The following is a 24148-nucleotide window of genomic DNA, read 5'->3' on the forward strand; positions in this document are numbered from 1 at the left end:
TTAATTATGTAGTCATCCAATGAATGATGTCACGCCTAACGAGAACCCCAATTTTAAACCCCAGCGCCCGTAGCGGTTGGATGGTCCATTTGCTCACTTTCCTGAAAATCACGTCGATACAACCAGCCGATCAAGACAGCAATGGTCGTCATAACCGCAGCCAACAAATACACCTGCACCATACCGAAACGGTCTGCATACCAGCCCATAAATAACAAGGACAGGCCAAAAGCGAGATTGGTCAGCACATCAATTCCCGCCATCACTTTGGGCAGCTGGGCTGCCGGTGCACTGGTTTGCAGCAAGGTGCGGCGAATGATACCCGCCATTTGAACAGGTAAGCCTGATACAGCAAAAAGAATAAGGGCCGCGACCGGAACGGTATTCAGTGCAAATACAATCGTAATTAGCACGTACACCAGCAACGCTCCAAGCATGTATAAAAAGCTGTTCTTTTGCAATCGCTTGACCAAGCCAACGACAATCAATCCACCTAAAATCATGCCCGAGAAAAAGGATGCATTCATAAAGCCCCACCAGCTCGCATCCCGATGCAGCACTTGGCTGACGTACGCCAAAATAAATACGCCGAGCCAGGAGACTCCCCCAATACTATCCACGCTATCGACGATCATCAGAGAACGAATACGACGGTTGTGCCAAATGATTTTCCAGCCTTCCCCAAGCTCTTTCCAATGGGAGCCTTTTTCCTTTCCCTTTGCAGGTTCTACTGCATTAGTTGAGGAATCTGAAGCATTGAGACCTAATTCCTCCTGATCCAGTGGATCACGAATGAAGGATGTGACAGTTACAGCCACGAGATAGCAACAAGACGCAATCACAAGCGTATTCAGGGAACCTAGCCAAGCCACAATAATTCCGCTCAACGCCCAGCCTGCACATTTGACCACCTGATCACTAACCGCTACCATGCCGTTTGCCCGCATTAGTCCTTCGCCAGTAGCCAAACGGGGTACAAGCGAATTACGCGCAGGATTCGTCCAGCCATCCAGGAAAGACATACCGAACACCATCACAAAAATAAACAGAAACGACCTTTGCTCAGGTACGATCCACAAATAAAGCAGCAGAAGCGTAAAGATGACAAACTGTCCAAACTGGGAAAATAGCAACACTCGTGTCAGCCGAAATCGACCGAGGACTATTGGTGCAACGAGCCCACTAAGCACTTGAGCAGACAATCGGAACAACGGAATCAAAATTGTCGTCATTAAGGAATTACTTGAACTGAACACCAATACCACTACACTCAACATGTAGATGATATCTGCTACATTGGAGATCGTCTGAGACCCCCACAGGTAATAAAAAGAGCGTCTGATCAAAAAAGTTTCCCCCTCTTTGGTACATCGCCGATTTATGTATTTCCATAACCAAACCGTCCCTGTTGACATTACAAATCTGTTAAATGTCTGGTTTTTTGTATATTCTACACACACCCTTAAATTTCCTTCTTTTATCTTAAAAGGAAATTCAGTGTCCAGTATGCTTTCATGGTCATTTTTAAATCTTATTCAACACAAAAAAGCGCCTATAGCGCTCCTTTCCACCCAAAAACAGGCAATAAAGACCACTAAGACGCTTTTTCTTAAAATGTTTACTTCGTTAAATCCTCTACAAACTTAGGTAGTACAAACGCCGCTTTGTGTAGACGCGGACTGTAATATCGGGTGTCCATCTCTGGAATTCGGGTCTCGTCTACTTCGAGCGGATCATACTTCTTACTACCCAACGTGAATGTCCAAAGACCGCTAGGATAGGTCGGAATGTTCGCACCATACACACGCACAATCGGGAAAATTTCCTTCACATCTTTGTTGACCTTCTGAATCAGGTCTGCCTTGAACCAAGGATTATCCGTTTGCGCAACGAAAATGCCGTCTTCCTTCAACGCTTCAAAAATACCTTGGTAAAACCCGCGCTCGAACAGCGGGGCTGCCGGACCTACCGGCTCCGTCGAATCGACCATAATGACGTCGTATTCATTTTTGTGTTCAATAATGTGCATATATCCGTCATTGACCAGCACTTCTACATTAGGCTCGTCCAGCTTCCCTGCGATTTCAGGCAAATATTTTTTGGAATATTCAATCACCTTACCGTCGATCTCAACCAATACCGCCTTTTCTACTTCAGGGTGCTTGATGACCTCACGAATAACGCCGCCATCGCCACCGCCCACAACCAAAACTTTTTTCGGATTCGGATGTGTATTCAAGGCCGGATGTGCTACCATTTCGTGATACACAAATTCATCCTTAACCGTTGTCATCACCATGCCATCCAGAACAAGCATATTGCCGAATTCCTCTGTCTCGATCATAGCCAGATCCTGAAAATCCGTTTTCTCAGAGACATAGGTTTGTTTGATTTTTGCTGTAATGCCGAAAGAGGGAGTCTGCTTCTCCGTAAACCACAAGTCCATCATTCCAACCTTCTTTCTGATCAAAGTATGTGTCCGGCAATCCGGTAGCATAAACGTTGACTTTCCTTATATCAGCAACACGCAAACGCCGAGTTTGCTATATTTATTGTACCAAACACATTGGAATTTCACACTTTTTGCATTATAAGTGATACCTGAATGGACTGCAAAAGCAATTTGAAGATTTAATCTTGTTTAAAATAGATACGTATGTGCATCTGATGAATAGACGCTTTCGGATTGACTATACTGAGAACATCAACTATGGAAGGAGGTGGCATGATGACCGATACGACCGGGCGATCCCCCAAGCGTAAACCGCTTTGGCTTCGATGCTTTCAAGGAATGATGTCTCTCACTATTCTGACGGTCATCGCCGCCTGCATCCTGCTCGCCTATTTGTACACGACCAGCCTTCCGCTCGCGGATACGGATCGGAATTCACGTCTGCTCGATAGTCAGGGACAAGTCATCGCCACTTTCTCTGCTGGAGGCAAGGAATCCATTCCGGTCCAGCTTGATCACATTTCACCCGATTTGATTGCAGCCACCCTGGCTGTGGAAGATCGGAAGTTTTACGATCATTTTGGTTTTGATTTCAAAGGTCTGGGCCGGGCGGTAATCGTTAATCTGACCCGCTGGGATATGTCGCAAGGGGCTAGCACGCTGACTCAGCAGCTTGCACGCAATCTGTACTTATCTCATGAGAAAACGTGGACGCGCAAGGCCAAGGAGGCCATCTATACCGCACAGCTTGAAATGAAGTACACCAAAAATGAGCTGCTGCAAATGTATTTGAACGAAATTTACTATGGTCACGGCGCCTATGGCATTGAAGCAGCTTCGCAAATGTATTTCGGTAAATCCGCAAAAGATCTGGATTTGGCCGAAAGCGCCCTGTTAGCAGGTATTCCGAAAGGACCGACCTACTATTCACCGTATAATCATATGAAAAATGCAAAGGATCGGCAGAAAATTGTGCTGGACTCGATGGCGCTCACCGGCAAAATTACTCCGGCCGAAGCCACCAAGGCCTATGAGGAAATGCTGGCCCTGCGGCCCGAGAGCCAGCGCCGGACAGTGGAAGCCGCTCCCTGGTTCCGCGATTACGTCCGCCAGCTGGCGACTCATCAGCTTGGGATTAGCGAAGGGGTGCTTGAGCATGGTGGCCTGAGCATTTATACCACGCTGGACATGCACATGCAGCAGGCAGCCGAGGCGGCTGTAAACGAGGGCATGAAGAGCAGCAACGGACTGGAAACCGCGTTAATCTCCATGGACCCGCGCAACGGACATGTCAAGGCCATGGTCGGCGGAACGAACTATGTCGGGAATCAATATAATCATGCGCTGGCCACAACCCGGCAGCCAGGCTCCGCTTTCAAGCCGATTATGTATCTGAGCGCGCTGGATTCCGGCGAATTGACGAGTACGTCCAAGTTCGAAAGCCGACCGACGTTGTTCCACTATGATAACAATCGCAAGACCTATAAGCCCAAAAATTTTGGAGACAAATATTTGGGCGAAATAGATCTTCGGCGCGCAATTGCGGCGTCCGATAATATCTATGCCGTTAGCACCATTTTGAAGGTGGGAACGGATAAGGTCATGGACCTCGCCAGCAAAATGGGCATTACAAGCGAGCTCAAGCCCGTACCTTCGCTGGCGCTGGGCGTGTCGCCCGTCAGCCCGTTCGAGATGGCCTCGGCCTTCTCGGTCATCGGCAGTGGCGGGCAAAAGGTGGCTCCGGTGGCAGTGCTGCGCATCACCGATGCGGCCGGGCGGTCGCTGTACGAAGCGCCCCAATCCGCACCCGTGCAGGTGGTGAAGCCCGCCTCCGCCTACGTCCTCACACGCCTCATGGAAGGCGTGTTCGAAGAAGGCGGCACCGGCAACCGGGTCGCGAAGCTGATCAAGCGCCCGGTTGCCGGCAAGAGCGGCACGACCAACACCGATGCGTGGATGGTCGGCTTTACCCCCGAACTATCCACCGCTGTCTGGGTTGGCTATGACAAGGGCAAGGACATCAGCACACAGGATGCCCGACGGGCGGCTCCGATTTTTGCGCAATATACGGAGAAAGCGCTGGAGAATGTGCCGCCCAAAATCTTTCCTATCCCCGACGGCGTAGTCAGCGCTTATATTGATCCGGCCAGCGGCAAACTGGCTGCACCGGACAGCCCGGACAAGCGGCTGGAGGTATTTGTAAGCGGCACGGAGCCGAAGGAGACGCTCTCGGGGCAAGATAACCCACCGGCATCAACACCAACTGACCAAGCGGAGCGACAAGCCGAAAAGAAATCGTGGTGGGGCAATTTTAAACGTTGGTGGATGGATTAATAGCAAAAAAAAGACTGGGGGAACGCGATGAGCGTTCTCTCAGTCTTTTTATTTTCGCTTCACTTACCCATTTACCTCTCTTGCCAGTGCCATCAGCCATCATCCCGTTAAGCCCCGCTCTTCCCTAAAGCTGCGCTATTACCAATAACAGCTAAACGACTCAATACGGTTAGTGTCTACACCGTAATAAAACCAAAAACGACCACTCCACCGAAAACCCGCTACGGATGTCCTGCCTACAAAGACAGGGTACATCCAGAAACGCTCTCCGTTCGTCAGCCATACAAACGTGTTGCGGAACAAACAACCGAAAATGGCTCCAGGGTCAACCGCATATGCCGAAACCAGCGGCTTCGGTGGCGTAAATTGCGGTGGTGGGGAAGTTGGTGCTTGAGTTTGCTGCCCACCTTGCGGACCGAATGGTCCCTGCGGCGGAGGTGAGAACGGCTGTGGCGAAAAAGGCCCTGGGCCTGGTGGCGGACCTATCGGAGATGGGAAGGAATCCTGCATATCAGGAAATTGTGGAATCGAAGGACCTGACGGCGTGAATGGACCCGGAGTACCCGGTTGCGTTCCGAAAGGAACTTGTGGCAGTAAAGACATGTGTTTCACTCCTTGTGTTCTAGGCTGATGTATCCTATGCGGGACATCAGCCCGCGGACTGGGCGAATCCCCATATCGCCGCCAAACTCTGCTATTTCGTCCTTTTACATCAAAAGTTCTTATTTCCTGATACGATTAACTCCCTTTCCGAACATGCTCCAGCTCAATTTCATGCACCATTTTAATCTCGACTCGTTTCCTTAGCTCATAATACCGTTCCAGCAGTCGGTGCTCCACCCCCAACTGTTCATTCATCCAGCCTATAATAGAGTCATCGTGATGTTCGTTAGACCAGCTAAACAAATCGCTATATAGCTGACCAAATGATTCCTCACTGCTGCGAGCGAACCGGAACGGTCGGGCTGTATAGCTTAGCTTGAGTTCCAACATCTCATATAGCACGTCCAAACGGTATTCCAATGCCTGTACATCTTTTTTGGATGCATCGTAGCTTTTTATATCCTGAACAAGCTCCCTAAAGGTTAGCCCTACATGCTGCATAGCAAAATAAGACCACACACAACTGCCTGTAGCCGTTCCATGAGCCTCCCAAAACGGATTCCACAGGATAGAACGAATCGTATCCTTCTGCCCTTCTCCAAACAATGCTATTCCAGCAATAATTCCTGCATTACAGTCTACGGAAGCATGTTGCTCTCCCCAATGTACCAATCGCGGAATCATATCTTCAGTAGTGCATTTGAAGCTTAACAGAGGTAAGAATTCATTAAACAAATTCTGATCCAGCGCTTTTTCCAATTCAGCCGCCAGTTTCTCACGATACGGTTCGCATGGAAGATGTGCCAGTCCCAAACAGGCATCCACAGACACAGCTCCATACGGTCCGTTCACCAAAGCGACAAGATCAGCAGCAGCCTCCACATAACCCAAATAACCTAGCGCATACAGCACACCGTCAGGTATATGTTCTGGGGATGCCTGATTTCGGACGTAACGCTCGTACATATCCTGCGCCAAAGTAACATCCCCGCATCTCATGATCGGCTGGAGGAGCAACCCCCTGATATAATGATGGGGATCTTCTACAAAAAGCCTATATAACTCCCACGCATCCTCCACTGTCCCATATTGGGCAACCACATCCGTATAGGCGGAAATGATGCTGGCGTCCAGCTTCTTGCCTGAGCAGAACATATCCATAAGCCTTGCTGTCGCGTCCATCATCCTGTCTTTCTCCTTTCACGTGTGTACGTCTTCATGGAGCACTTCTCTAATACTGAATATTTCTATTAAAAAGGAGGAAAGATGTTATCATCTACGATACAATCTAGGGAGTTGATCTCATGCATGATTCCAGTCCAAAAATTACAACATTTTTCATGTTCTCTGGTCAAGCAGAAGAAGCCATGCAATATTATACTTCTTTATTTAAGCCGTCTGGTATCATGAGCATTTTTCATCAGGAAGATGGGACCGTGTTACATGCCGTATTCAACCTCAAAGGGCAAACTTTTATGGCTATAGACTATAACCATCAGGACAAACACCCTTTTACCCCAGCTCTATCGCTATTCGTCACTTGTGAATCGGAAGAAGAAATTCATCGTGTGTTTGGTCAGCTATCTCAGGAAGGCCGAGTTCTAATGCCCCTTAAAGCCTCGCCCGTAAGCCAACAATTTGGCTGGGTTGAAGACAAATACGGTGTTTCATGGCAATTGAATTTGGCAAAAGACTAAATTTCTTCTCTAAACGATCCAGCAGACTCTAGAAGTCTATAGAAAAAAAAATAGACCATGCTCCATCCTTTTTTGGTAATATTACATTTAATAGGTGCCAGTAAAAGGATGTGTGTTTATTGTATAGTGCAAATTGTGAACAATGTTTTGGTTTATGCTGTGTAGCATTGCCTTATGCAAAATCAGCTGATTTTGCTTTTAATAAGGATGGAGGAACTCCTTGTCAAAACCTCAATGCGGATTATCGTTGTGATATTCATAAGAACCTAAGAAATAACGGCTTGCGAGGCTGTACGGTATATGATTGCTTTGGAGCAGGTCAAAAAATTTCCCAAGTTACATACAACGGAAAAAGCTGGCGGGACGATCCGGCAATAGCTGAGGAAATGTTCAATATATTTCCCATCATGCAACAGCTTCATGAGATGCTTTATTACCTAAATGAAGCCCTTAACTTAAAAGAAACTCATCCCATCTATACAGACTTACAAAAAGCTATGGCGAAAACCGAGCAGCTTACGAATCAAGATCCAAAATCCCTCATAGATCTTCATGTACCAACCCATAGGACGTTAGTCAATGATTTACTTTTACAAACAAGTGAGTTAGTACGAGAAAAAGTTAAGAAAAACATAGAGCACAATAAATATAGTAAAAAAATCAGGAGTAGAGACCTTATCGGGGCAAATTTGAGAGGGGCTAATCTTAGAGGTACCAACCTGAGAGGAGTTTTACTTATTGCTGCTGATCTGCGAGAGGCTGATCTGAGAATGACAGACTTGATCGGTACGGATTTTAGAGATGCTGATTTAAGTGGGGCTAATCTGGAAGGAAGTATCTTTCTTACACAGGCGCAATTAAATTCGGCTAAGGGCAATTGTAAAACCAAACTGCCCCCTTCTCTAAGCATTCCCGGTCATTGGCTGCATTAGAGTTTATTTTATAGTACTCTCCAAAAAAATACGTAATTAAGTAATTAATATCTCAAGACGCAATTTCCTTGATGATCATGTTCGGCATGTTCATTCTGGCATTGCTTACCTACATGAAAAAGAAATAGACCGCCCCGATCCAAGGTAACGGTCTATTGTTGGACCCTACTGCCGACTGCTCACTAAGCAGTGGTTGTATACTGGAGTCGTGTTAGCGCACGACTCCTTTACTATTCTTACCTCAGTATAGCCCATTTTATAACGTAAATACAGCTTTTATCTTCAAGAATTTTACTGATTACTCAGCTCTTTAATGTATATTGGGCAACAAAAAGTACCTTCCATTGGATCAGGTTCAAAAATCACGTCTTTATGACTGCATCCAGATTTAAATCCCCTTATTCTTCTTCGTTTAGAAATTCCTTTAATCTCTGACTTAAGGCTGCATACTGCCCTGCATTGGTGTCCGAAAAAGCCTCCTCCCGGTTGGAGTATACATCCTGATACTGAGGAAGGCTTGAAAATTGCGACCTCGTAAAATCTATAATGTCCTCACCAATGCGGTTGTAATAGTGCCAGCCACTATCCAGCCATGTTCTCAAAATATCGCCGCCAAGCCTGTCCTGAACGACAAGCGCTGTGACACCACATTGTCCAGCCGCAGGATTATTTGCTGTCCATTTAGAACTAGACTCCAAAGACCAAGCTTGAAACAACGCCTTTTCTAATTCTAAAAAACGGTTTGCATTCAACATGCGCCTCCCCTTTCGATTCCATTCTGCACTTATGGTGAACGTGCTTTATTTATTTCAACCCGTATTCCACACTCTGTGAATCTTGGCTTCTGCTTCTTTCAGTTCTAGCAAATACACGTCGGGATTCGAAAGCTTTTTCCAGTCCTCAAACCCAAACTGCGGATCGTAATGTCGAATGAGAAGAGATAGTAAAGCTCCATGAGTTACAATGATAACCGTTTTTTCCGCCCGCTCTATAAGCTCCTGAACAAGCTGGATTCCTCGATCTACTGCTTCACGGGATGATTCCCCTCCCTCCAGCTTCAAGTCCTCGTCCAAATAGGTCTGTTCCAGCACGTCCAGCCAATGCTCCAAATGCTCATGGCTAAGTACCCGTTCTTGAAGACGTACATCAGTATACACCTGCAACTGTTTCCGTTCAGCCAAGGGCTGAATGGTTCGCAAGGCCCGTTTCCACGGGCTGGACACAATATATTCCACACCTACATTCTCCATAAACTCAACTAACTGCTCAGCTTGTCGGGTACCCTCATCGGTAAGTCGGGCATCTGGTTCCTGTCCTGTTGCTTGGGCATGTCTGACAAAATAAATTTTCTTCACGTCATCACTCCTAACTGTCACACAAATTTAAAATTCTACATATTTACAAATAATTATTTTTATGATATAATATAGGTTTACATATTTATATTTCATGATACGATTCCTTTGTATTACATCAACTCTTATGGGAGGGATACGATGCAATTAGACAAGGGAATACACATGCTCCAGGTTTCTGCTAACATTATGGGAAGTATAGAGAGTATTCACCCCACTTTAATGTGGGACGAAGATAACATGATTTTAGTTGATACGGCTTACCCCGGGCAATTCTCACTTTTGCATGAGGCTATTCTAGGCACCGGATTAACAATCCATAAACTTACCTTCATATTAATAACACACCAGGATCTTGATCATATCGGCAGTTTAGCAGATATAATCCGGGCTTCTTCATCCCCAGTTCAAGTATTAGCCAGTTCTATCGAAAAGCCTTATATACAGGGAGAACAACAGCTTATAAAGCTGACTCCAGAAGCAATAGATCAAGCTGTAAGCGCCATGCCCGAATCCGTTCCGGTAGAGTGGAGACACGCATTCCGGCGTACACTTGAAAATCCCCCAAAGGCTATTGTAAACTCCACCATCGTTGCCGGAGAGGAATTACCCTTCTGTGGGGGGATCGTAGTTATAGATACTGCTGGACATACACCAGGACACCTAAGTTTCTATCATAAATCCAGTCAAACCCTGATTGCAGGAGATGCTCTACGCGTGGTAAGCGGCAAATTATTGGCTCCAGACCCGCAATACTGCTGTGATTTCAATATGGCCAAAGAATCTCTTAAAAACCTGCTGCCCTATGATATTAAAAAAGTGATCTGCTTTCATGGAGGGCTGTACGAAGGCAATTGTAATCAGCGGATATCTGAAATATGTGAATCCTAGCTTTTGATCACATGGTCATACCCGATCCTTGACCAGTCAGTGAATCATCTAAAGAAAAGACTAACCAGGAATTCCTGGTTAGTCTTTTCTGAATGAGAACTAAGCTTTTAAGTGAACTCTTAATACGGGGACTTCTGGAGAGGCAGATGTACCTTCCAAGATTTCCACATGACTGATCATCTCTTGCCCGTCTGGAACGATTACCGGAGTAATTACAGGCAAGCCACCCTGTTGAATCGCGTCTAGATCAAACTCCATCAGTAATTGCCCTGCTTTAATGTTATCTCCTGTTTGAACGTGAGGGTTAAACCCTTGTCCTTTGAGGGAAACTGTATTAATCCCGACATGTATCAAAATTTGTACACCGGATTCATGCTCAATGATCAGAGCATGCTTACTTTTCTCCATCACGTGAACCACTTTACCCGCGAAAGGAGCAGTCACTTTACCTTCAGTCGGATGAATAGCGATACCTTCCCCCATAGCCTTCGTGGAGAACGCAGGATCTGGAACCTCTTCAAGGGAAACCACTTTTCCTTTGATTGGTGCTACCATGTCGAATTGTTCAATACGAGGAGCCGCCTTCTTTTTCAACCATTTAAACATAACGATGCCACCTTATTTAGAGATTACATTCATAAACAGTGAATGGGACTTAGCTACACATTTCAAGGAACCGGTTCCACAAAATAAATAAAAAGAAAAGTGGAAGCGATTTCTATCTGAATTATAGTGAATGCCTGTTCAGGATGTCAAGGCGCTCCTCTCCGTTTCTAAAATCACTCTATTTAAAACATTTTATAACGAGCATACTTTACATCCTTTCACTAAGATTGCATAATGATCAGTTGTAAAGTATGCACATTTATATTATATACTTACCTAAAGGAGAGTGTAACTTATGGGTGAAACCTGTGTTCCGTCTGGCGTGGTCCTAAAAGACACTGGCTTTGGATATACGTTGTCCTTAATAAGCGGTAAATATAAAATGATCATTATATATTGGCTTTCTGAAAATAAGGTTATGCGGCATAACGAGCTGAAACGAAGTATCGGCACCATTTCCTTCAAAACACTAAGCATTATGTTAAAAGAGCTAGAGGCAGATGGCCTTATCATACGCAAGGAATTTCCCCAGATACCTCCAAAAGTTGAATATTCATTATCTAAGCGTGGCCTTTCTCTCATTCCATTGTTAAATATGATGTGCGAGTGGGGAGAGGAAAATGGTTTGCCAGCTCTGGAGGACGGACAGCAATAGGCATTCCTATTACAGGCTGTCAATAAAACTCAAATAATCTCGTGCGCTTTTTTCCAATTCGCTTTCGGACAAACCTGGGGCATCTGCGCCAGGCTCATTTTCTGTACCATAAAACGCAAAGAACGAACGATAATCTGCACTGCAATATAGGAAGGTTGTTTCAAAAGGGGATAGTAGATGCTCAAGTGTATAGCGATATCTTCCCTTTTCACTATAATCTTCTTTTTTAATTCCGGCAGATACAGCTAAAGCAACTTTGCGATTCTTTAATTTGTCTCCTCCATTTGAACCATAAGCCCAGCCATAAGCAAAAACATCGTCAAGCCATTTTTTAAGGAGAGGCGGACTACTAAACCAATAAACAGGGAACTGTAAAATAAGCTTACTATGCGATTCAATTAAGTGCTGCTCTTTTTCCACATCAATGTTCCCGTCAGGGTAAATCGTATGCAATTCATGTATAGTATACTTTTCTGGATATTTTTTGAGTTCTCCTACCCATTGCTTATTTATCACAGATGTTTCTATGCTTGGGTGTGTTACGATAACAAGAGTTTTCAAAGACTTATCCTCCTTGAGTATTATTTATTTTCTGAGTATAAAGCGCGCACTACAAATATGTAAGTATGCACTTTTAGTACAACTACTTACTAAAAGGTTAGTGTCAAATCAGAAAAATATTCTTTCTATACCATCACCACGATCATACGTTCATGCTGAAAGCTATTTCGCAATAAAAAAAAGCAGCCCACAGATGTGGCTGCTTTTTTACACTATTATTACTGCGTTAACGCTGGGCCTACCCTTCCAGCGCCTGCTTCAATTCCTCAGGCGAAGCGTCCCACCATTCCTCGTTATGCGAAATTAGCAGGCTTTTGAGCGCTGCTTTATCTTCACTGCCGAGATCATCCAGCATGAAACGACGCTTGAGCGCGTAATCCATACGGTTGACGTGATCGGCGAGGATTTTCCAGCCGCGTTTGGCTTCGTCGTCAATCAGCATCTCGCAGGCGGTGGCACCGCCGTACATACGCCCTTCGGGCGTACGATCCACGGCTACCCATACGAGCCATACTTGGCGTCCGTTCGGTACATCCTCTTTATTCGTAGAGAACTTGATACCACGTTCTACTTTACTTTTGGCATGCATGGCACCGATATCAATTTTCGCCTCTCCTCGGTCAATGATAACCGGAGACATGCTGTTCAGGTCGATTGAGCCTGCGCCGAAACCCTTATGTTTACTCTTGCCACTGACAATGTTCAGTGCAATCTGTTTTTTGCCGTCCGGCTGATTTTCACTCATGCGTCACTAGACCTCCATTTTCCGTCTTCACACTCATTCTACACTATAAATATTTTAACTAATAATCTCCTGAAAGCAAACATATACATGCTGTAGATGCTTGTCAACGGGAGGTATCCATTGTATGACCCCAGCACGCACTAAAATCGTTTTATTGTCTACACTAGCCCTCGGTCTCCTCGCAGGGACGTTATGGTTTGCCTGGCAGCCCCAACCGCAATCCGACCCGCAGTCCATAGGCCAACCACTATACGGGTCCCTGTCTGAGTCTGCGCTTGCCCCAAATATGGGCAAGCCTCTAGGGGCAAACATCCTGCCTGACCTGCCCAAGAACCCTCCACAGCCCGCTACAGAAATCCTCAGCAAGAGGGTGGTAGAGTACCACATTGATGTGTCTCTGGAAAAAGGACAGGTTTTGCGAGGCACTGAGACACTGACCTGGAAGCATCCGGGCAAGAAAACCGTGAATGATCTGTATCTTCATCTATACCCGAATGCCTTTTCTTCCATGGAAACTACCTTTATGAAGGAATCCGGTGGAAAGCTGCGCGGAGACACCATGCCCAAAGACGGCTTTGGCTCCATGACGCTGACTGAACTAAAAACAGAAGACGGCTTATCTCTCATGCACCGCATCCAATATGTGCAGCCAGATGACGGTAACGCAGGCGACCGTTCGCTCGTGAAGGTGCGTCTACCCAAGCCGGTACGAGGTGGCGAAGAAATCACATTATATATGAAGTTTGAGGTAAAACTGCCCGCCATCTTCGCTCGTATGGGCGCGACAGATGATTTTGTAATGGCAGGACAGTGGTTCCCGAAGCTCAGCGTCTACGAGACTGCAGGACAGCGTGGACGCGCCGAGGAGGGCTGGAACCTCCACCAGTATCATGGTAACTCCGAGTTTTATGCCGATTTTGGAATTTACAGCGTACGGATTCGGGTGCCTGAAACTCATATCGTAGCAGCGACCGGATTTCCCACCCGTGGTGCCGTCCGACAGAACGGCCAAAAAATATATCAATTTTATGCCGATGATGTACACGATTTTGCCTGGTCCGCTTCACCCAACTTTGTAACCGTAGAAGAACCCTTTTCTTCTGCTGAAGTCCCTGGTGTCAAAATCAAGCTCTACCTTGACCCGTCGCACAAGGAGCTCAAAGGGCGCTATATGAGCGCAGCAAAGGCCGCCCTTTCGTACTACAGCAAATGGTACGGGCCTTATCCATATTCCACCCTATCCATCGTGGTTCCACCCAAATCAGGCAATGGAGCCGGCGGTATGGAGTATCCGACACTCATCACGGCCGCTGCTGCGGGTAATCTGAATCCTGGCTATAGTCTGGAACGGACATTAGTTCATGAGATTGGACATCAATATTTCTACGGAATGGTAGCCAATAATGAATTTGAGGAGCCGTGGCTGGATGAAGGCTTCACCTCCTATGCAGAGGAGCGGCTTATGGAGCAAGAATATGGGCTTACCCCTAACTTGCCATTACAATCGGGACAGGTAGCCTCCCCACAGCCGCTAAACCGTGAGTCATGGAAGTACGGCTCAGCTGCTGAGTACGCGCAAAATGCCTACTCTCGAGGCAAGCTGGTACTACGGGGCATTGAACGTCAGGTGGGTATGAAAAAAATGGATCGCATTATGCGGACCTACGTCCAGACGTACCGATTTAAGCATCCGTCCTCACTGGATTTTCAACGTATCGTGGAGAGAGTCACCGGACGCTCATGGAGCCACTATTTTGAACAGTATGTATATGACGGCCAGATGGCGGACTTTTCAGTGGATCACATCACAAACCACAAGCTGGAGAATGGATATGAAGCAGTCGTGACGGTCAGCAAAAAAGGGGCGGATTATCCCAAGATCCCTGTCCAATTTACCTTCAAGGATGGTACCACGATATTCAAGGCTTGGGACGGCGCGGGCAAAAGCACAACTTTTCGGATCAAAAGTACTTCTCCCGTTTCCTATGTAACCCTTGATCCCCTATATACCATTGCACTGGAGAACAAGCATATTAACAATAGCCTAAAAGCCGAATTGGACGAAAAGCAACAAACCCGTTGGAGTGTAAGTGTAACCAAGCTGTTGGAGACACTGCTTGGAAGTCTGTCATGGTGAGGTGTCTATAGATGCGGACTGTTATAAAAGAGGGCTGGGCGCTGGTGCGCATACGATTCTATATCGTTATCATTTTATTTCTGTATCGACTACTGTGGGGGGTGTTTCTCTATCGGCTGGTGCAGTCTGCCGTTATCCCGCTATTGCTCCGTTATCCTGATCAGGGTCAAAACGAGCTGGGACAGACCTTATTTTGGATGGAGAGTCAGATTGCTCTGATGGACAGCCGGGAAGTACATGTGTATTTGTGGATACTACTAGGGGCGACTGTACTACGTATACTGATCACTCCCTTCATTAGAGCCGGAATATATCAAAGTCTGCATACCGATGCGACTGAACCGCAAAGCCTGTCCTTTTTCAAGGGTATGAAACGCCATGGCATGTCGTCGCTGTTGTATTACACCATCGAGTTGGGACTGCTGCTGCTTCCCGCCTTTTGGGTAGTACCGAGACTCTACCCTATTGTAGCAGGAGCACTTCAATCTTCCTCTTATCTGCTGCATTTATTGCCCTATGTCATTGGATGGATGGCATACGGATGGTTCATTCGGCAGTGCATCCTGTATATGCAACTGGGTACTGTCGGTGGTCACGCCATACTATCGTCCCTGCTCGCCTTCTTTCGCCAGCTCCTCCCAGCTGTCGGTATATCCCTTTTGCTCGGTGCTTGTGTGCTGCTGGTCTTCGGTCTATTTGGCACCGTGGCGATGATTTGGACTGGCATGCTGGCGCTCATTCTCCAGCAATCGTATCATTTTGTTACTAGTCTGGTCAGGCTGTGGCATATCAGTTCGCAGTACAGACTATGGCATACCGATATCTCTAGTAGAAGCTAAGCCCTGCCTTTATGTTTTTTTACTTCATTTCCGTCTGTCGAAAAACCTTGATTCATACCCGCGCAAACGACACATAACTGAATACTGTTAACAAGATCTGTTCCTGGGACATTAGGAGCAGATTTTTTTTGTAACTTTTTGCAATGAAACATTTGCCAAAGCCAGCCGTCTTTGTTACAATAATCGCAGTGAACTGATAGTAACAACTTTGTAATCTTTATTGTAACCTTTATCTCAAAAATAACGTTTCTGTGAATACTGCTCTCCAAGGTGCACATCTTAAGTTAAGCCTAATTCCTGGCACCTAGGAAGCGGGGGAACCAGTTTGGGTGAATTGATCTCGCAACAGAGTGGTCATAGGGGAACCTTCTACCGAATCCTTAAGCTAACCTCGCAGGCATTGGAAGGGGTATATTTTTTTTGAAGAAGAAGCTAACGATCGCAGCTATGGGTCTTGCCATTGCCTTTACATCTTTTACATTCGGTGGCGGCAGTGCATATGCAGACTCTAAGATGGACCAGGTCATCCAAGATGCCAAAGGAACGAACTACAGAAGCGGAGGCACTACACTCGAGGGATTCGATTGCTCCGGCTTCACAATGTACGTATACAACAAACTGGGAATTAAACTTCCGCATCAATCTGGATCACAATTCAAAATGGGATCTTCTGTATCCCGCGATGAAATGAGACCTGGGGACCTGGTGTTCTTCAACACCACAGGAAGAGGCATTTCCCATGTAGGTATCTTCGTAGGTGAAGGGAAATTTGCCCACTCCTCGACTTCACGTGGTGTAGTAGTTAGCTCACTGAACGAAAATTATTACGCTAACCGCTATGTCGGTGCAAAAAGAATTATGAGCACAGACGCTTACCATTCTGTAGCTTCAGACATTCCTGATGACGATAACGTAGAATAACTAACGCACAGCAAGCTAACCCTAGCCGCAATTTGATTCTGGCCGGAATCGAATTGCGGTTTTTTATGTCCACAACATCAGCAATTATTATCTTTACTGACGAACTGAGACCTCAAAAGGTTTCAATTGTAGCGAACATCGTCGGTTTTACCGTCACCGCTGGGGGAGCATATGAGCAGTAATTCCTTCTTATTGAATGTATACCCGACTTAGGTATGAAATAAACACGCTTGCCATTCCTCTGCAACTTGTCTACAATCTGTTGTTAATGATTGAAGTACCTGTGTAAAAGGAGGATGGAACACATGCCGGCCTTAATATCCAACTATCGGATCGTACCGATGGACGAGCATCAAGCGGCTGCAATCTGTGAGTGGCACTATGATCCACCTTATAACATATACGGTTGGCTCCCCTGGGAACAAATGAAGGCGCTTGAAGTCGAATTTGGAAGTCCCACGCTTCGCCAAGAGCAATATGTTGCCGTACTGGATGAAGAGAACAAGCTAACAGGATTTGCTCAATATTTTCCTATGATCGGTGTGACCCGGCTAGGTCTTGGAATGCATCCTGACAGGTGCGGACATGGCAAAGGCTCTGATTTTGTCCGTGCCATTGCAGAGGAAGCTCAACGACGCAACCCGAAGAATGAAATTGATTTAGAGGTGCTCACTTGGAATGGGCGCGCTATCCGGGCCTACAAGGCGGCTGGATTTGAGCTTACAGATACCTATGAACGCCAGACTCCTGATGGCAAAAAACCATTTTATTGTATGGTATATCGTCCCGAGCACCCAACCCAGATTCTATGATAAAAGCGCCTTCGGCATACAACCACGATGTTGTATAGCGAAGGCGCTTTTATCATCATACGACAGATCATTACAAGCTCAATGACTGCTGCGCATTTTTTCAAAAGCTTCATTATATTGTTGGGCTTCCTTAATATCCACGGCCATAATACCGCCGTCGTCCCAAGAGGTCAAACGCAGAGTCACGGTCTTATAATCAATCGTAATAAATGGATGATGATTGAATGCTTCAGATATAGCGGCAACTTCATCCACGAATGCAATCCCTTTCATAAAACTGGAAAAATTATATTTTCGAACGATCCAACGTCCTTCTTCCAGTTCCCAGCCCTCCAGTTTCTCCAGATGTGCTTCAATCTCTTCTTGTGTAAAAGGCATGTTACGAACTCCTCCCCGTTTATACGGAAGCCTTTCGACCGCTTAAATACGGCCAAAACTACGATATATTGGTGTACATATTACCACGGCCCCGTTGATAAATCCATAAGACGGACCTCAAATCAAAGGGACTGACGTCAGCTCCTCGTCCCCAATAAGTACATAGATGCGATGCTGCTCCGGCTCATAGATCACAACGCTACTCCCTACAGTGATTGTGGGCTCTGTACCCAGTGCATAAAATAAGTCTTCTGCCAAAGCTTCATTGACTTCCTGACGTCCCGCCGGGTCCAGCCTGTCCCAATCTTCTGCTTCCATCTCAAAAAATTCATAGCTATCTGGGATGCGCCCCACAGCCTCTGTCAAATCGTTCAAAATTTGTTCATACTCACGCCCATGCTTTACTCCCATGCCATTTCCTCCAATGGTTTCGCTATTCAATACATAATCACCTTATTATACCGGAAATTCGCACTTAACAAAAAAGAGAGTTTTGTCGATAAATACTATAATCCGTCTTGTAATGACGCGCTTGGGGCAAGGACGACCCCGGCGGCATGAAAGGATTCAAAATCTATTCTCATGGATGAGGTGTATCATGCAAATTTCAACCATTATCGGACTTGTGCTCGGGATTGTGTCACTGGTCGTCGGGATGATCTTAAAAGGCGCTCCGGTCGTCAATTTGGTCAATAATCCCGCTGCTTACATGATTATTTTCGTCGGAACGGCAGCGAGTATATTTATGGCCTTCCCGATGGCAGAAATCAAACGGATTCCGAAGCTGTTCAAGGTTATTTTCACCGAACAAAAACTGTTAGACCGCAAAGAGCTCATCGGTACGTTTACCGAGTGGGCATCCATTACCCGTCGTGAAGGTCTGCTCGCCTTGGAGTCTAAGGTAGAGGAAATCGACGATCCCTTTATGCGTGGCGGCATGCGAATGATTATTGACGGCAATGATCAGGAATTCGTACGGGACGTTCTGATGGAGGATATCAATGCTACCGAGGATCGACATCGCTCTGGCGCACTGATCTTCTCCCAAGCCGGTATGTACGCTCCAACGCTCGGGGTACTCGGTGCGGTTGTAGGTCTGATCGCCGCTCTGGCTGACCTTAGTGACATGGAAAAGCTCTCTCATGCCATTGCAGCAGCCTTCATTGCGACGTTGCTCGGTATTTTTACAGGTTATGTCCTGTGGCATCCGATGTCCAACAAGCTGAAACGGTTATCCAAAAAAGAAGTGGAGCTTAAATTAATGATGGTCGAAGGTCTGCTTTCCATTCAATCGGGGATATCGACAATTGCCATCAGTCAGAAACTGACGATCTTCCTGACTCCGACCGAACGGGCTACGATGACCCAGAAGGATGGCGATTCCAGTGAGTAAAAAGAGACATGAACCGCATGAAGAGCATGCTGACGAAAGCTGGCTGTTGCCATATTCCGACTTAATGACCCTTCTGTTGGCTCTTTTCATTGTCTTATTCGGTATGAGCTCGCTCGACGCCAAAAAATTTGAAACTATGGCTCAATCCCTGAGTGCAGCTTTTAGTGGCGGCACTGGTGTACTGGATCACTCAGCTGCGAATCCGTCGTCACAATCCATGGATATGGGCAAAAATAAAGAACAAGTATCACAACCCTTAAAATCGAAAGCTACTTCTACCTCTGAACTGCAAAAACAGCTTGCCCAGCGGGAAGAAGAAGATTTAAAAAAGCTTAAAAAACAGATGGATCAATATATTCAAAATAACGGCCTGACCCCCTTGCTGAATACCAAGCTAAACCAATCGCAACTAATGATCACCATTAGTGATAATGCCCTGTTTTCATCCGGGCAGGCCGAAGTAAAGCCGGAAGCAAGAAAGCTGGCCAAGTCTATTTCTAGTATGCTCCAGCAGTTCCCTGGCTATGATGTTATCGTATCGGGTCATACGGATAATGTACCGATCTCCAACAGCCAGTTCCCGTCCAACTTTGATTTGAGCGCCAAGCGCTCTCTGAATTTCTTGCGTATCTTGTTGCTCAATCCAGATCTCGATCCAACCAAGTTTGTATCCATCGGTTATGGCGAGTATCGTCCATTGGCAAGCAATCAAGATGGTCAAGGACGCTCCAAAAACCGTCGTGTTGAAATATCTGTTCTCCGCAAATATCAGAACGGGACACAAGTCATCAGTCCTACCTCAAGCTCGAATGAAGGTTGATTATGCATATGTTATATGAACAAAGGCACCGCCGCATTTTTATGCAGCTGGTGCCTCTTTGTTTAGTGCTTCCTATAATCTGGACTTTCATATACGAGGATCATACGCTGTAGGCTATACAAAGCCCCTCTGGCATTAGCTAAGCGTATAATCGAGCATCTGGCCAAGCTCCTGCTTCTCAGCCTCTGTCAGGTCACGCCAGGCACCTTTCTGAAGGGACCCCAACCGAATATTCATGATTCGCAGCCGTTGCAGTTTTTTTACTTCATAACCGAAGGCAGCACACATACGCCGGATCTGACGATTTTTGCCTTCAGTCAGGATAATACGGAATACATACTCAGATACACGCGTCACCTCACAAGGTAGCGTCCGCTGGCCGAGTATTTTCACCCCGCTGGACATGCCCTGCACAAAAGACGGTATGACAGGGCGATCCACCGTTACGATATATTCTTTCTCATGCTTGCCTTCTGCCCGTAAAATCTTATTTACAATGTCCCCATCATTGGTAAGTAAGATGAGACCTTCCGAATCCTTATCCAGGCGTCCAATCGGGAATATCCGCTGTGGGTGCCCCACAAAATCAACAACATTGCCTCTAATGTGGCTCTCGGTTGTACTTGTAATGCCCACCGGCTTGTTCAATGCAATATAGACGTGATCGGACTTCTCGCGCAGTGGCTTGCCGTTCACGCGAACATCATCGCCTTCTTCCGCTTGACTACCCAGCACAGCCACTTCGCCGTTAATCGTCACGCGGCCGCTCTCTACCAGCTTGTCCGCCTCGCGGCGCGAGCAAAAACCGGTTTCGCTGATAAACTTGTTAATGCGCAACCTGTGTACCCTCCATTTCTACTAACACACTTCCTCCTGCGCCCAGCCCGTTACTCCGGCTTGGCAATCGGAAGCTGCACCAGGGCTGTCGTTCCCTCTCCCTCTATGCTTTCAATATCCAGTGTGCCTTTATGACTCTGTATAATACGCTGACTGACCATAAGTCCTAGTCCTGTCCCTGTTTCTTTGTTTGTGAAAAAAGGTTCTCCTAGCTTGGACAGCATTTCTGCGGGAATACCCGCTCCCTGATCCCGTATAGAGATTTTAACGCTTTCTCCCTCCAAGAACAAATGAATCGTGATGATACCACCTTTACTCATAGCCTCCATGCTATTTTTAAGTAAATTAATGAATACCTGTTTTAACTGATTTTCTTCAGCGTATACTAGGGCAGGCTCGTCCGTGACCTGAAGATTGAATACAATGCCCAGCAGGTGCGCCTGACTATCTAGTAAAGAAATCACGTCGCTCACAATATAGCGAACATCCTTTTTCTGAAAATGCACTGCCTGTGGCTTCGCCAGTATTAAAAACTCGCTAACGATCAAATTAATGCGATCCAGCTCAGACATCATAATATCGTTGTGTTTCATATTCAACACTTGATTTTGCTGCTGTAGTTGGAGAAAGCCTCGTAGCGTAGTTAGCGGGTTACGAATCTCATGCGCTACGCCTGCCGCCAATTGTCCGACGGTTGTCAGTTTCTCTGATCTGCGCAACAACTCCTCCATTCGGTTGCGACCCGTAATATCACGCGACACGCAGATAAACCCCAAAATTTGGCCTTCTTCATCCAGAATAGGCGACGTGCTCATACTGATCTCTACTGTACTTCCATCCTTACGCATTCTAAGGGTCTCACTTGATACGATGCTCTCTCCCTGAAGCAGGCTCTTCTTCTGAAATTCATACTCCTCCTGTTGCTGCGGAGGTACAAACTCCAGCTTACGACCAACCAATTCCTTCTTGGTCCAGCCGTACAAAGCTTCGAAGGCATGATTGACCCGAACGACGCGATCCTCCTCGTCGGTTACATGAATCGCATCCGCTGTCTGATTAATAACCGATTCCAGATGCTCCTTTACAGAACGGTTCTCTTCATACATCTGTTCCAGTCTTCTCGTGTACATCCCTAGGTTGTAGGCCATCGCATTGATGCGTTCACCCAACTGTGCAAGCTCATGACCACCTTTTATTTCTAGCCGTGTATCAAAATGACCATCAGCCATCTCGTTCACTTTCCCCAGAATCGACTGAATTGGGCGGACAAACAGACTTGCCAGCACATAGCTTCCAATGATTACAACCTCCAAAAGGACAATGGAAATAGCAATTAAGCTTATCAATTGCTTGGAAATAACAGAAGTAATCGTATCATAATTCATAACAATACGGATAACATAGGCTTCGCGGTTAGCCGGGTAAAAAGGTATGTAACTGACGAGAACCCGTTCGCCTTTGATATAGCAGTCTTGTACAATACTCTCCCCGGAGAGGATAGCTCTGGACACGGCCAAACGATCTTCCTGCACTCTCGTTAGTTGATACGTGCCAAATTGGATCGGTTTATTGTACATGTAATAGTATTTCGAATCGTTCCCGTTCTTGTCCATCGAAGCGCCACCAAAGGTTGCAGGGTTAATTCCTGTAATCTCCATGATGCGATAATCCACTTGTTGGGTTTGCTTTACAATCTCATCGGGGCTCAGTATGGTTATGAAATCTTGCACTGAAGTATCCTGAAAGGAAATTCGAATTAAGTAGTTACGTTTTTGGTCATAATAAAATCCCCATTTGTTAATCTGTGAGGAGCCTGAACCGGTGTAGTCAAATGATCCGGTCCAAAAATGATCCAGTTTCTGACCTTGCGCCATTGCAGCCTGTCCGTGCTCATATAATTGGTCAACTGCATTTTTCCAATACCCTGTCAATGGATCAGATGGCGTTACTTCTTTTGGATCCGAGGATTTAACAACCTTATACCCCTGCCCATCTCGAATCATCAAAGAAATATTAGTATCTCTGTGGAGTGAGGCCACCTTTTGAAGCTGTTCCTGCTGAATATTTCGAATGTCAGGACCTAGCTGATTAGCAGCCAACGTGGCAGAAAGCCACAGATTATATCCGAGCTGCTTGTCAACGGCCTCCCAGCTATGTTGGGTTTGTTCGATAGCTCCTCCGATAATTTTAGCCGTCAGAACCATTTTAGTTTCACTGTCACTTCTTAGATTTTCGTGGGTCGTGTAATAATTGAGGGCGATGTTTAATAAAAGGATAAATAGGACGGACCCCGACAAAATGATCGTTATTCTGATTTTTATCGACACACTGATTTCTCACCTCTTGCCGTATGCTGGCGATTACTGGCAATTGCTAACTCAATGATACCGTAATAGCGCCTGTGATACCAGCATTTACATTTACCGGATATACATAAATACACACCTTGTGTACAGTATTGTCAATAGACGAGGGTTTGCCTACAATATAAGAAGATAATCATCCACAAGTAGTCCACAAATACACAGATTTTATTATAAACTGTGGATAAACCTGTGGACAAGTGCCATGTTATCCACAATTTTATTCACATCATGTTAACAACGGAATATTTGTTCGTTGGATAATTCCGCGTTTTGAAAGGAGCATTTTCCCAGTGACCACCATGGATCACGCCTATTGGATGAAAGAAGCCATTCAGGAAGCGTATAAGGCAGAAATGTTAGGTGAAGTCCCCATCGGGGCTGTCATCGTAAAAGATAATGAAATCATCGGTCGCGGCTACAATTTGCGCGAGACGGATGCTGACCCAACCGCACATGCAGAGATGGTTGCCATTCGTCAGGCCAGTGAGCACTTAGACGCTTGGCGCCTGCTGGATTGTAGGCTGTATGTCACTTTGGAGCCGTGCCCAATGTGCGCCGGAGCCATTGTTCAATCACGGGTTCCCCATTTGATATACGGAACTACAGATCCCAAGGCAGGCTGCGCAGGCACGCTGATGAATTTATTACAGGAGCCTCGGTTCAATCATTGTACAGAAGTAACTAGTGGTGTACTGCAGGAGGAATGCGCCTCGCTGCTAACGAACTTTTTTCGGCATCTCCGGCAAAAAAGAGCGGCAGCCAGATTGTCTCCTCCCCCATCCTCATCCTGAGGGGGAAAAGTCCAAAACACTTC

The 24148-nt window shown here is 46.1% G+C and carries 26 protein-coding genes and 1 riboswitch; of the genes, 13 read left to right on the forward strand and 13 right to left on the reverse strand.

Annotation, left to right across the window (positions count from 1 at the left end):
- Positions 1 to 53: 53 nt before the first annotated feature.
- Both NLX73_RS23695 and speE read right to left on the reverse strand, forming a co-directional pair.
- A complete protein-coding gene (locus tag NLX73_RS23695; RefSeq protein WP_254327516.1) occupies positions 54 to 1346 on the reverse strand; it encodes an MFS transporter in 1293 nt (430 codons plus the stop codon).
- Between the two features lie 272 nt (positions 1347 to 1618).
- Entirely contained in the window at positions 1619 to 2446 is an 828-nt protein-coding gene (gene speE / locus NLX73_RS23700; RefSeq protein WP_053324352.1) for a polyamine aminopropyltransferase, read from the reverse strand.
- Between the two features lie 282 nt (positions 2447 to 2728).
- Here speE and NLX73_RS23705 point away from each other — a divergent pair, with 282 nt between their 5' ends.
- Positions 2729 to 4786, forward strand: coding sequence for a transglycosylase domain-containing protein (locus NLX73_RS23705; RefSeq protein ID WP_254327535.1), 2058 nt, complete (start codon positions 2729 to 2731; stop codon positions 4784 to 4786).
- 138 nt (positions 4787 to 4924) lie between these two features.
- Here NLX73_RS23705 and NLX73_RS23710 read toward each other — a convergent pair whose 3' ends face one another.
- Entirely contained in the window at positions 4925 to 5389 is a 465-nt protein-coding gene (locus tag NLX73_RS23710; RefSeq protein WP_028542587.1) for a hypothetical protein, read from the reverse strand.
- A 135-nt stretch (positions 5390 to 5524) separates the two neighbouring features.
- Positions 5525 to 6574: a hypothetical protein gene (locus NLX73_RS23715; protein ID WP_254327517.1), complete on the reverse strand. Its 1050-nt coding sequence runs from the start codon at positions 6572 to 6574 to the stop codon at positions 5525 to 5527.
- A gap of 119 nt (positions 6575 to 6693) precedes the next feature.
- Here NLX73_RS23715 and NLX73_RS23720 point away from each other — a divergent pair, with 119 nt between their 5' ends.
- The 3 genes from NLX73_RS23720 (at position 6694) to NLX73_RS23730 (ending at position 8146) form a co-directional block, all read left to right on the forward strand.
- Positions 6694 to 7086 (forward strand): VOC family protein, encoded by a 393-nt coding sequence (locus NLX73_RS23720; protein WP_254327518.1) that lies wholly within the window; start codon positions 6694 to 6696, stop codon positions 7084 to 7086.
- Between the two features lie 119 nt (positions 7087 to 7205).
- Positions 7206 to 8018, forward strand: a complete 813-nt coding sequence (locus tag NLX73_RS23725) for a pentapeptide repeat-containing protein (RefSeq protein WP_254327519.1) — start codon at positions 7206 to 7208, stop codon at positions 8016 to 8018.
- 62 nt (positions 8019 to 8080) lie between these two features.
- Positions 8081 to 8146 (forward strand): putative holin-like toxin, encoded by a 66-nt coding sequence (locus NLX73_RS23730; protein ID WP_323873446.1) that lies wholly within the window; start codon positions 8081 to 8083, stop codon positions 8144 to 8146.
- Between the two features lie 270 nt (positions 8147 to 8416).
- Here NLX73_RS23730 and NLX73_RS23735 read toward each other — a convergent pair whose 3' ends face one another.
- Together NLX73_RS23735 and NLX73_RS23740 are read right to left on the reverse strand one after the other, a co-directional pair.
- A complete protein-coding gene (locus NLX73_RS23735) occupies positions 8417 to 8770 on the reverse strand; it encodes a YunG family protein (protein WP_069290787.1) in 354 nt (117 codons plus the stop codon).
- Between the two features lie 57 nt (positions 8771 to 8827).
- Entirely contained in the window at positions 8828 to 9373 is a 546-nt protein-coding gene (locus tag NLX73_RS23740) for a histidine phosphatase family protein (RefSeq protein ID WP_254327520.1), read from the reverse strand.
- A 141-nt stretch (positions 9374 to 9514) separates the two neighbouring features.
- Here NLX73_RS23740 and NLX73_RS23745 point away from each other — a divergent pair, with 141 nt between their 5' ends.
- The gene (locus NLX73_RS23745; protein WP_254327521.1) at positions 9515 to 10264 is read left to right on the forward strand and encodes an MBL fold metallo-hydrolase; all 750 of its coding nucleotides are present in this window, start codon (positions 9515 to 9517) and stop codon (positions 10262 to 10264) included.
- A gap of 99 nt (positions 10265 to 10363) precedes the next feature.
- On the opposite strand, the gene NLX73_RS23750 is transcribed toward NLX73_RS23745, so the two are convergent.
- Positions 10364 to 10870 carry a PTS sugar transporter subunit IIA gene (locus NLX73_RS23750; RefSeq protein ID WP_254327522.1) on the reverse strand — a complete coding sequence of 169 codons (507 nt, stop codon included), beginning with the start codon at positions 10868 to 10870 and terminating at the stop codon, positions 10364 to 10366.
- Between the two features lie 295 nt (positions 10871 to 11165).
- On the opposite strand from NLX73_RS23750, the gene NLX73_RS23755 reads away from it, so the two are divergent.
- Positions 11166 to 11525, forward strand: coding sequence for a winged helix-turn-helix transcriptional regulator (locus NLX73_RS23755; protein ID WP_103050231.1), 360 nt, complete (start codon positions 11166 to 11168; stop codon positions 11523 to 11525).
- Between the two features lie 9 nt (positions 11526 to 11534).
- Here the strand turns inward: NLX73_RS23755 and NLX73_RS23760 are convergent, their stop codons facing one another.
- Both NLX73_RS23760 and NLX73_RS23765 read right to left on the reverse strand, forming a co-directional pair.
- A complete protein-coding gene (locus NLX73_RS23760; protein ID WP_250259947.1) occupies positions 11535 to 12086 on the reverse strand; it encodes an NAD(P)H-dependent oxidoreductase in 552 nt (183 codons plus the stop codon).
- Between the two features lie 238 nt (positions 12087 to 12324).
- On the reverse strand, positions 12325 to 12831 hold the full coding sequence (locus tag NLX73_RS23765; protein WP_013368743.1) for a YwhD family protein: 507 nt from the start codon (positions 12829 to 12831) through the stop codon (positions 12325 to 12327).
- Positions 12832 to 12955: 124 nt separating this feature from the next.
- On the opposite strand from NLX73_RS23765, the gene NLX73_RS23770 reads away from it, so the two are divergent.
- The 4 genes from NLX73_RS23770 (at position 12956) to NLX73_RS23785 (ending at position 17540) form a co-directional block, all read left to right on the forward strand.
- Entirely contained in the window at positions 12956 to 14968 is a 2013-nt protein-coding gene (locus tag NLX73_RS23770) for a M1 family metallopeptidase (RefSeq protein ID WP_254327523.1), read from the forward strand.
- Positions 14969 to 14979: 11 nt separating this feature from the next.
- Positions 14980 to 15807: a hypothetical protein gene (locus NLX73_RS23775; RefSeq protein WP_235306874.1), complete on the forward strand. Its 828-nt coding sequence runs from the start codon at positions 14980 to 14982 to the stop codon at positions 15805 to 15807.
- A 277-nt stretch (positions 15808 to 16084) separates the two neighbouring features.
- Positions 16085 to 16222: riboswitch (cyclic di-AMP (ydaO/yuaA leader) on the forward strand.
- 5 nt (positions 16223 to 16227) lie between these two features.
- Positions 16228 to 16728: a C40 family peptidase gene (locus NLX73_RS23780; RefSeq protein ID WP_061831815.1), complete on the forward strand. Its 501-nt coding sequence runs from the start codon at positions 16228 to 16230 to the stop codon at positions 16726 to 16728.
- Positions 16729 to 17033: 305 nt separating this feature from the next.
- The gene (locus NLX73_RS23785) at positions 17034 to 17540 is read left to right on the forward strand and encodes a GNAT family N-acetyltransferase (protein WP_254327524.1); all 507 of its coding nucleotides are present in this window, start codon (positions 17034 to 17036) and stop codon (positions 17538 to 17540) included.
- A gap of 78 nt (positions 17541 to 17618) precedes the next feature.
- On the opposite strand, the gene NLX73_RS23790 is transcribed toward NLX73_RS23785, so the two are convergent.
- Positions 17619 to 17918, reverse strand: a complete 300-nt coding sequence (locus NLX73_RS23790; RefSeq protein ID WP_007428083.1) for a 4a-hydroxytetrahydrobiopterin dehydratase — start codon at positions 17916 to 17918, stop codon at positions 17619 to 17621.
- 117 nt (positions 17919 to 18035) lie between these two features.
- Positions 18036 to 18329, reverse strand: a complete 294-nt coding sequence (locus tag NLX73_RS23795; RefSeq protein WP_061831817.1) for a hypothetical protein — start codon at positions 18327 to 18329, stop codon at positions 18036 to 18038.
- A gap of 187 nt (positions 18330 to 18516) precedes the next feature.
- On the opposite strand from NLX73_RS23795, the gene motA reads away from it, so the two are divergent.
- Positions 18517 to 19311 (forward strand): flagellar motor stator protein MotA, encoded by a 795-nt coding sequence (gene motA, locus NLX73_RS23800; protein WP_025723780.1) that lies wholly within the window; start codon positions 18517 to 18519, stop codon positions 19309 to 19311.
- On the forward strand, positions 19304 to 20131 hold the full coding sequence (gene motB, locus NLX73_RS23805) for a flagellar motor protein MotB (RefSeq protein WP_254327525.1): 828 nt from the start codon (positions 19304 to 19306) through the stop codon (positions 20129 to 20131). Before motA ends, motB begins: the two co-directional genes overlap by 8 nt.
- Before the next feature lie 135 nt (positions 20132 to 20266).
- On the opposite strand, the gene rluF is transcribed toward motB, so the two are convergent.
- Positions 20267 to 20968: a 23S rRNA pseudouridine(2604) synthase RluF gene (rluF, locus tag NLX73_RS23810; RefSeq protein ID WP_069290781.1), complete on the reverse strand. Its 702-nt coding sequence runs from the start codon at positions 20966 to 20968 to the stop codon at positions 20267 to 20269.
- Between the two features lie 50 nt (positions 20969 to 21018).
- Positions 21019 to 23295 carry a PAS domain S-box protein gene (locus NLX73_RS23815; RefSeq protein ID WP_254327526.1) on the reverse strand — a complete coding sequence of 759 codons (2277 nt, stop codon included), beginning with the start codon at positions 23293 to 23295 and terminating at the stop codon, positions 21019 to 21021.
- A gap of 329 nt (positions 23296 to 23624) precedes the next feature.
- Here NLX73_RS23815 and tadA point away from each other — a divergent pair, with 329 nt between their 5' ends.
- Complete coding sequence (gene tadA / locus NLX73_RS23820; protein WP_254327527.1) at positions 23625 to 24125, forward strand: tRNA adenosine(34) deaminase TadA; 501 nt, start codon at positions 23625 to 23627, stop codon at positions 24123 to 24125.
- Positions 24126 to 24148 lie beyond the last annotated feature (23 nt).

The sequence above is a fragment of the Paenibacillus sp. CH40 genome (assembly GCF_024213605.1).
Classification (GTDB): domain Bacteria; phylum Bacillota; class Bacilli; order Paenibacillales; family Paenibacillaceae; genus Paenibacillus; species Paenibacillus polymyxa_B.

Bases quoted from the DNA above. Each gene is read 5' to 3' on its own strand.
- NLX73_RS23790 (WP_007428083.1), bottom strand. From the start codon at position 17,918: ATGCCTTTTACACAAGAAGAGATTGAAGCACATCTGGAGAAACTGGAG.
- speE (WP_053324352.1), bottom strand. From the start codon at position 2,446: ATGGACTTGTGGTTTACGGAGAAGCAGACTCCCTCTTTCGGCATTACA.
- NLX73_RS23775 (WP_235306874.1), top strand. From the start codon at position 14,980: ATGCGGACTGTTATAAAAGAGGGCTGGGCGCTGGTGCGCATACGATTC.
- NLX73_RS23710 (WP_028542587.1), bottom strand. From the start codon at position 5,389: ATGTCTTTACTGCCACAAGTTCCTTTCGGAACGCAACCGGGTACTCCG.
- NLX73_RS23765 (WP_013368743.1), bottom strand. From the start codon at position 12,831: ATGAGTGAAAATCAGCCGGACGGCAAAAAACAGATTGCACTGAACATT.
- NLX73_RS23750 (WP_254327522.1), bottom strand. From the start codon at position 10,870: ATGTTTAAATGGTTGAAAAAGAAGGCGGCTCCTCGTATTGAACAATTC.
- NLX73_RS23770 (WP_254327523.1), top strand. From the start codon at position 12,956: ATGACCCCAGCACGCACTAAAATCGTTTTATTGTCTACACTAGCCCTC.
- NLX73_RS23705 (WP_254327535.1), top strand. From the start codon at position 2,729: ATGACCGATACGACCGGGCGATCCCCCAAGCGTAAACCGCTTTGGCTT.
- NLX73_RS23720 (WP_254327518.1), top strand. From the start codon at position 6,694: ATGCATGATTCCAGTCCAAAAATTACAACATTTTTCATGTTCTCTGGT.
- NLX73_RS23795 (WP_061831817.1), bottom strand. From the start codon at position 18,329: ATGGGAGTAAAGCATGGGCGTGAGTATGAACAAATTTTGAACGATTTG.
- motA (WP_025723780.1), top strand. From the start codon at position 18,517: ATGCAAATTTCAACCATTATCGGACTTGTGCTCGGGATTGTGTCACTG.
- NLX73_RS23785 (WP_254327524.1), top strand. From the start codon at position 17,034: ATGCCGGCCTTAATATCCAACTATCGGATCGTACCGATGGACGAGCAT.
- NLX73_RS23755 (WP_103050231.1), top strand. From the start codon at position 11,166: ATGGGTGAAACCTGTGTTCCGTCTGGCGTGGTCCTAAAAGACACTGGC.
- NLX73_RS23745 (WP_254327521.1), top strand. From the start codon at position 9,515: ATGCAATTAGACAAGGGAATACACATGCTCCAGGTTTCTGCTAACATT.
- NLX73_RS23715 (WP_254327517.1), bottom strand. From the start codon at position 6,574: ATGATGGACGCGACAGCAAGGCTTATGGATATGTTCTGCTCAGGCAAG.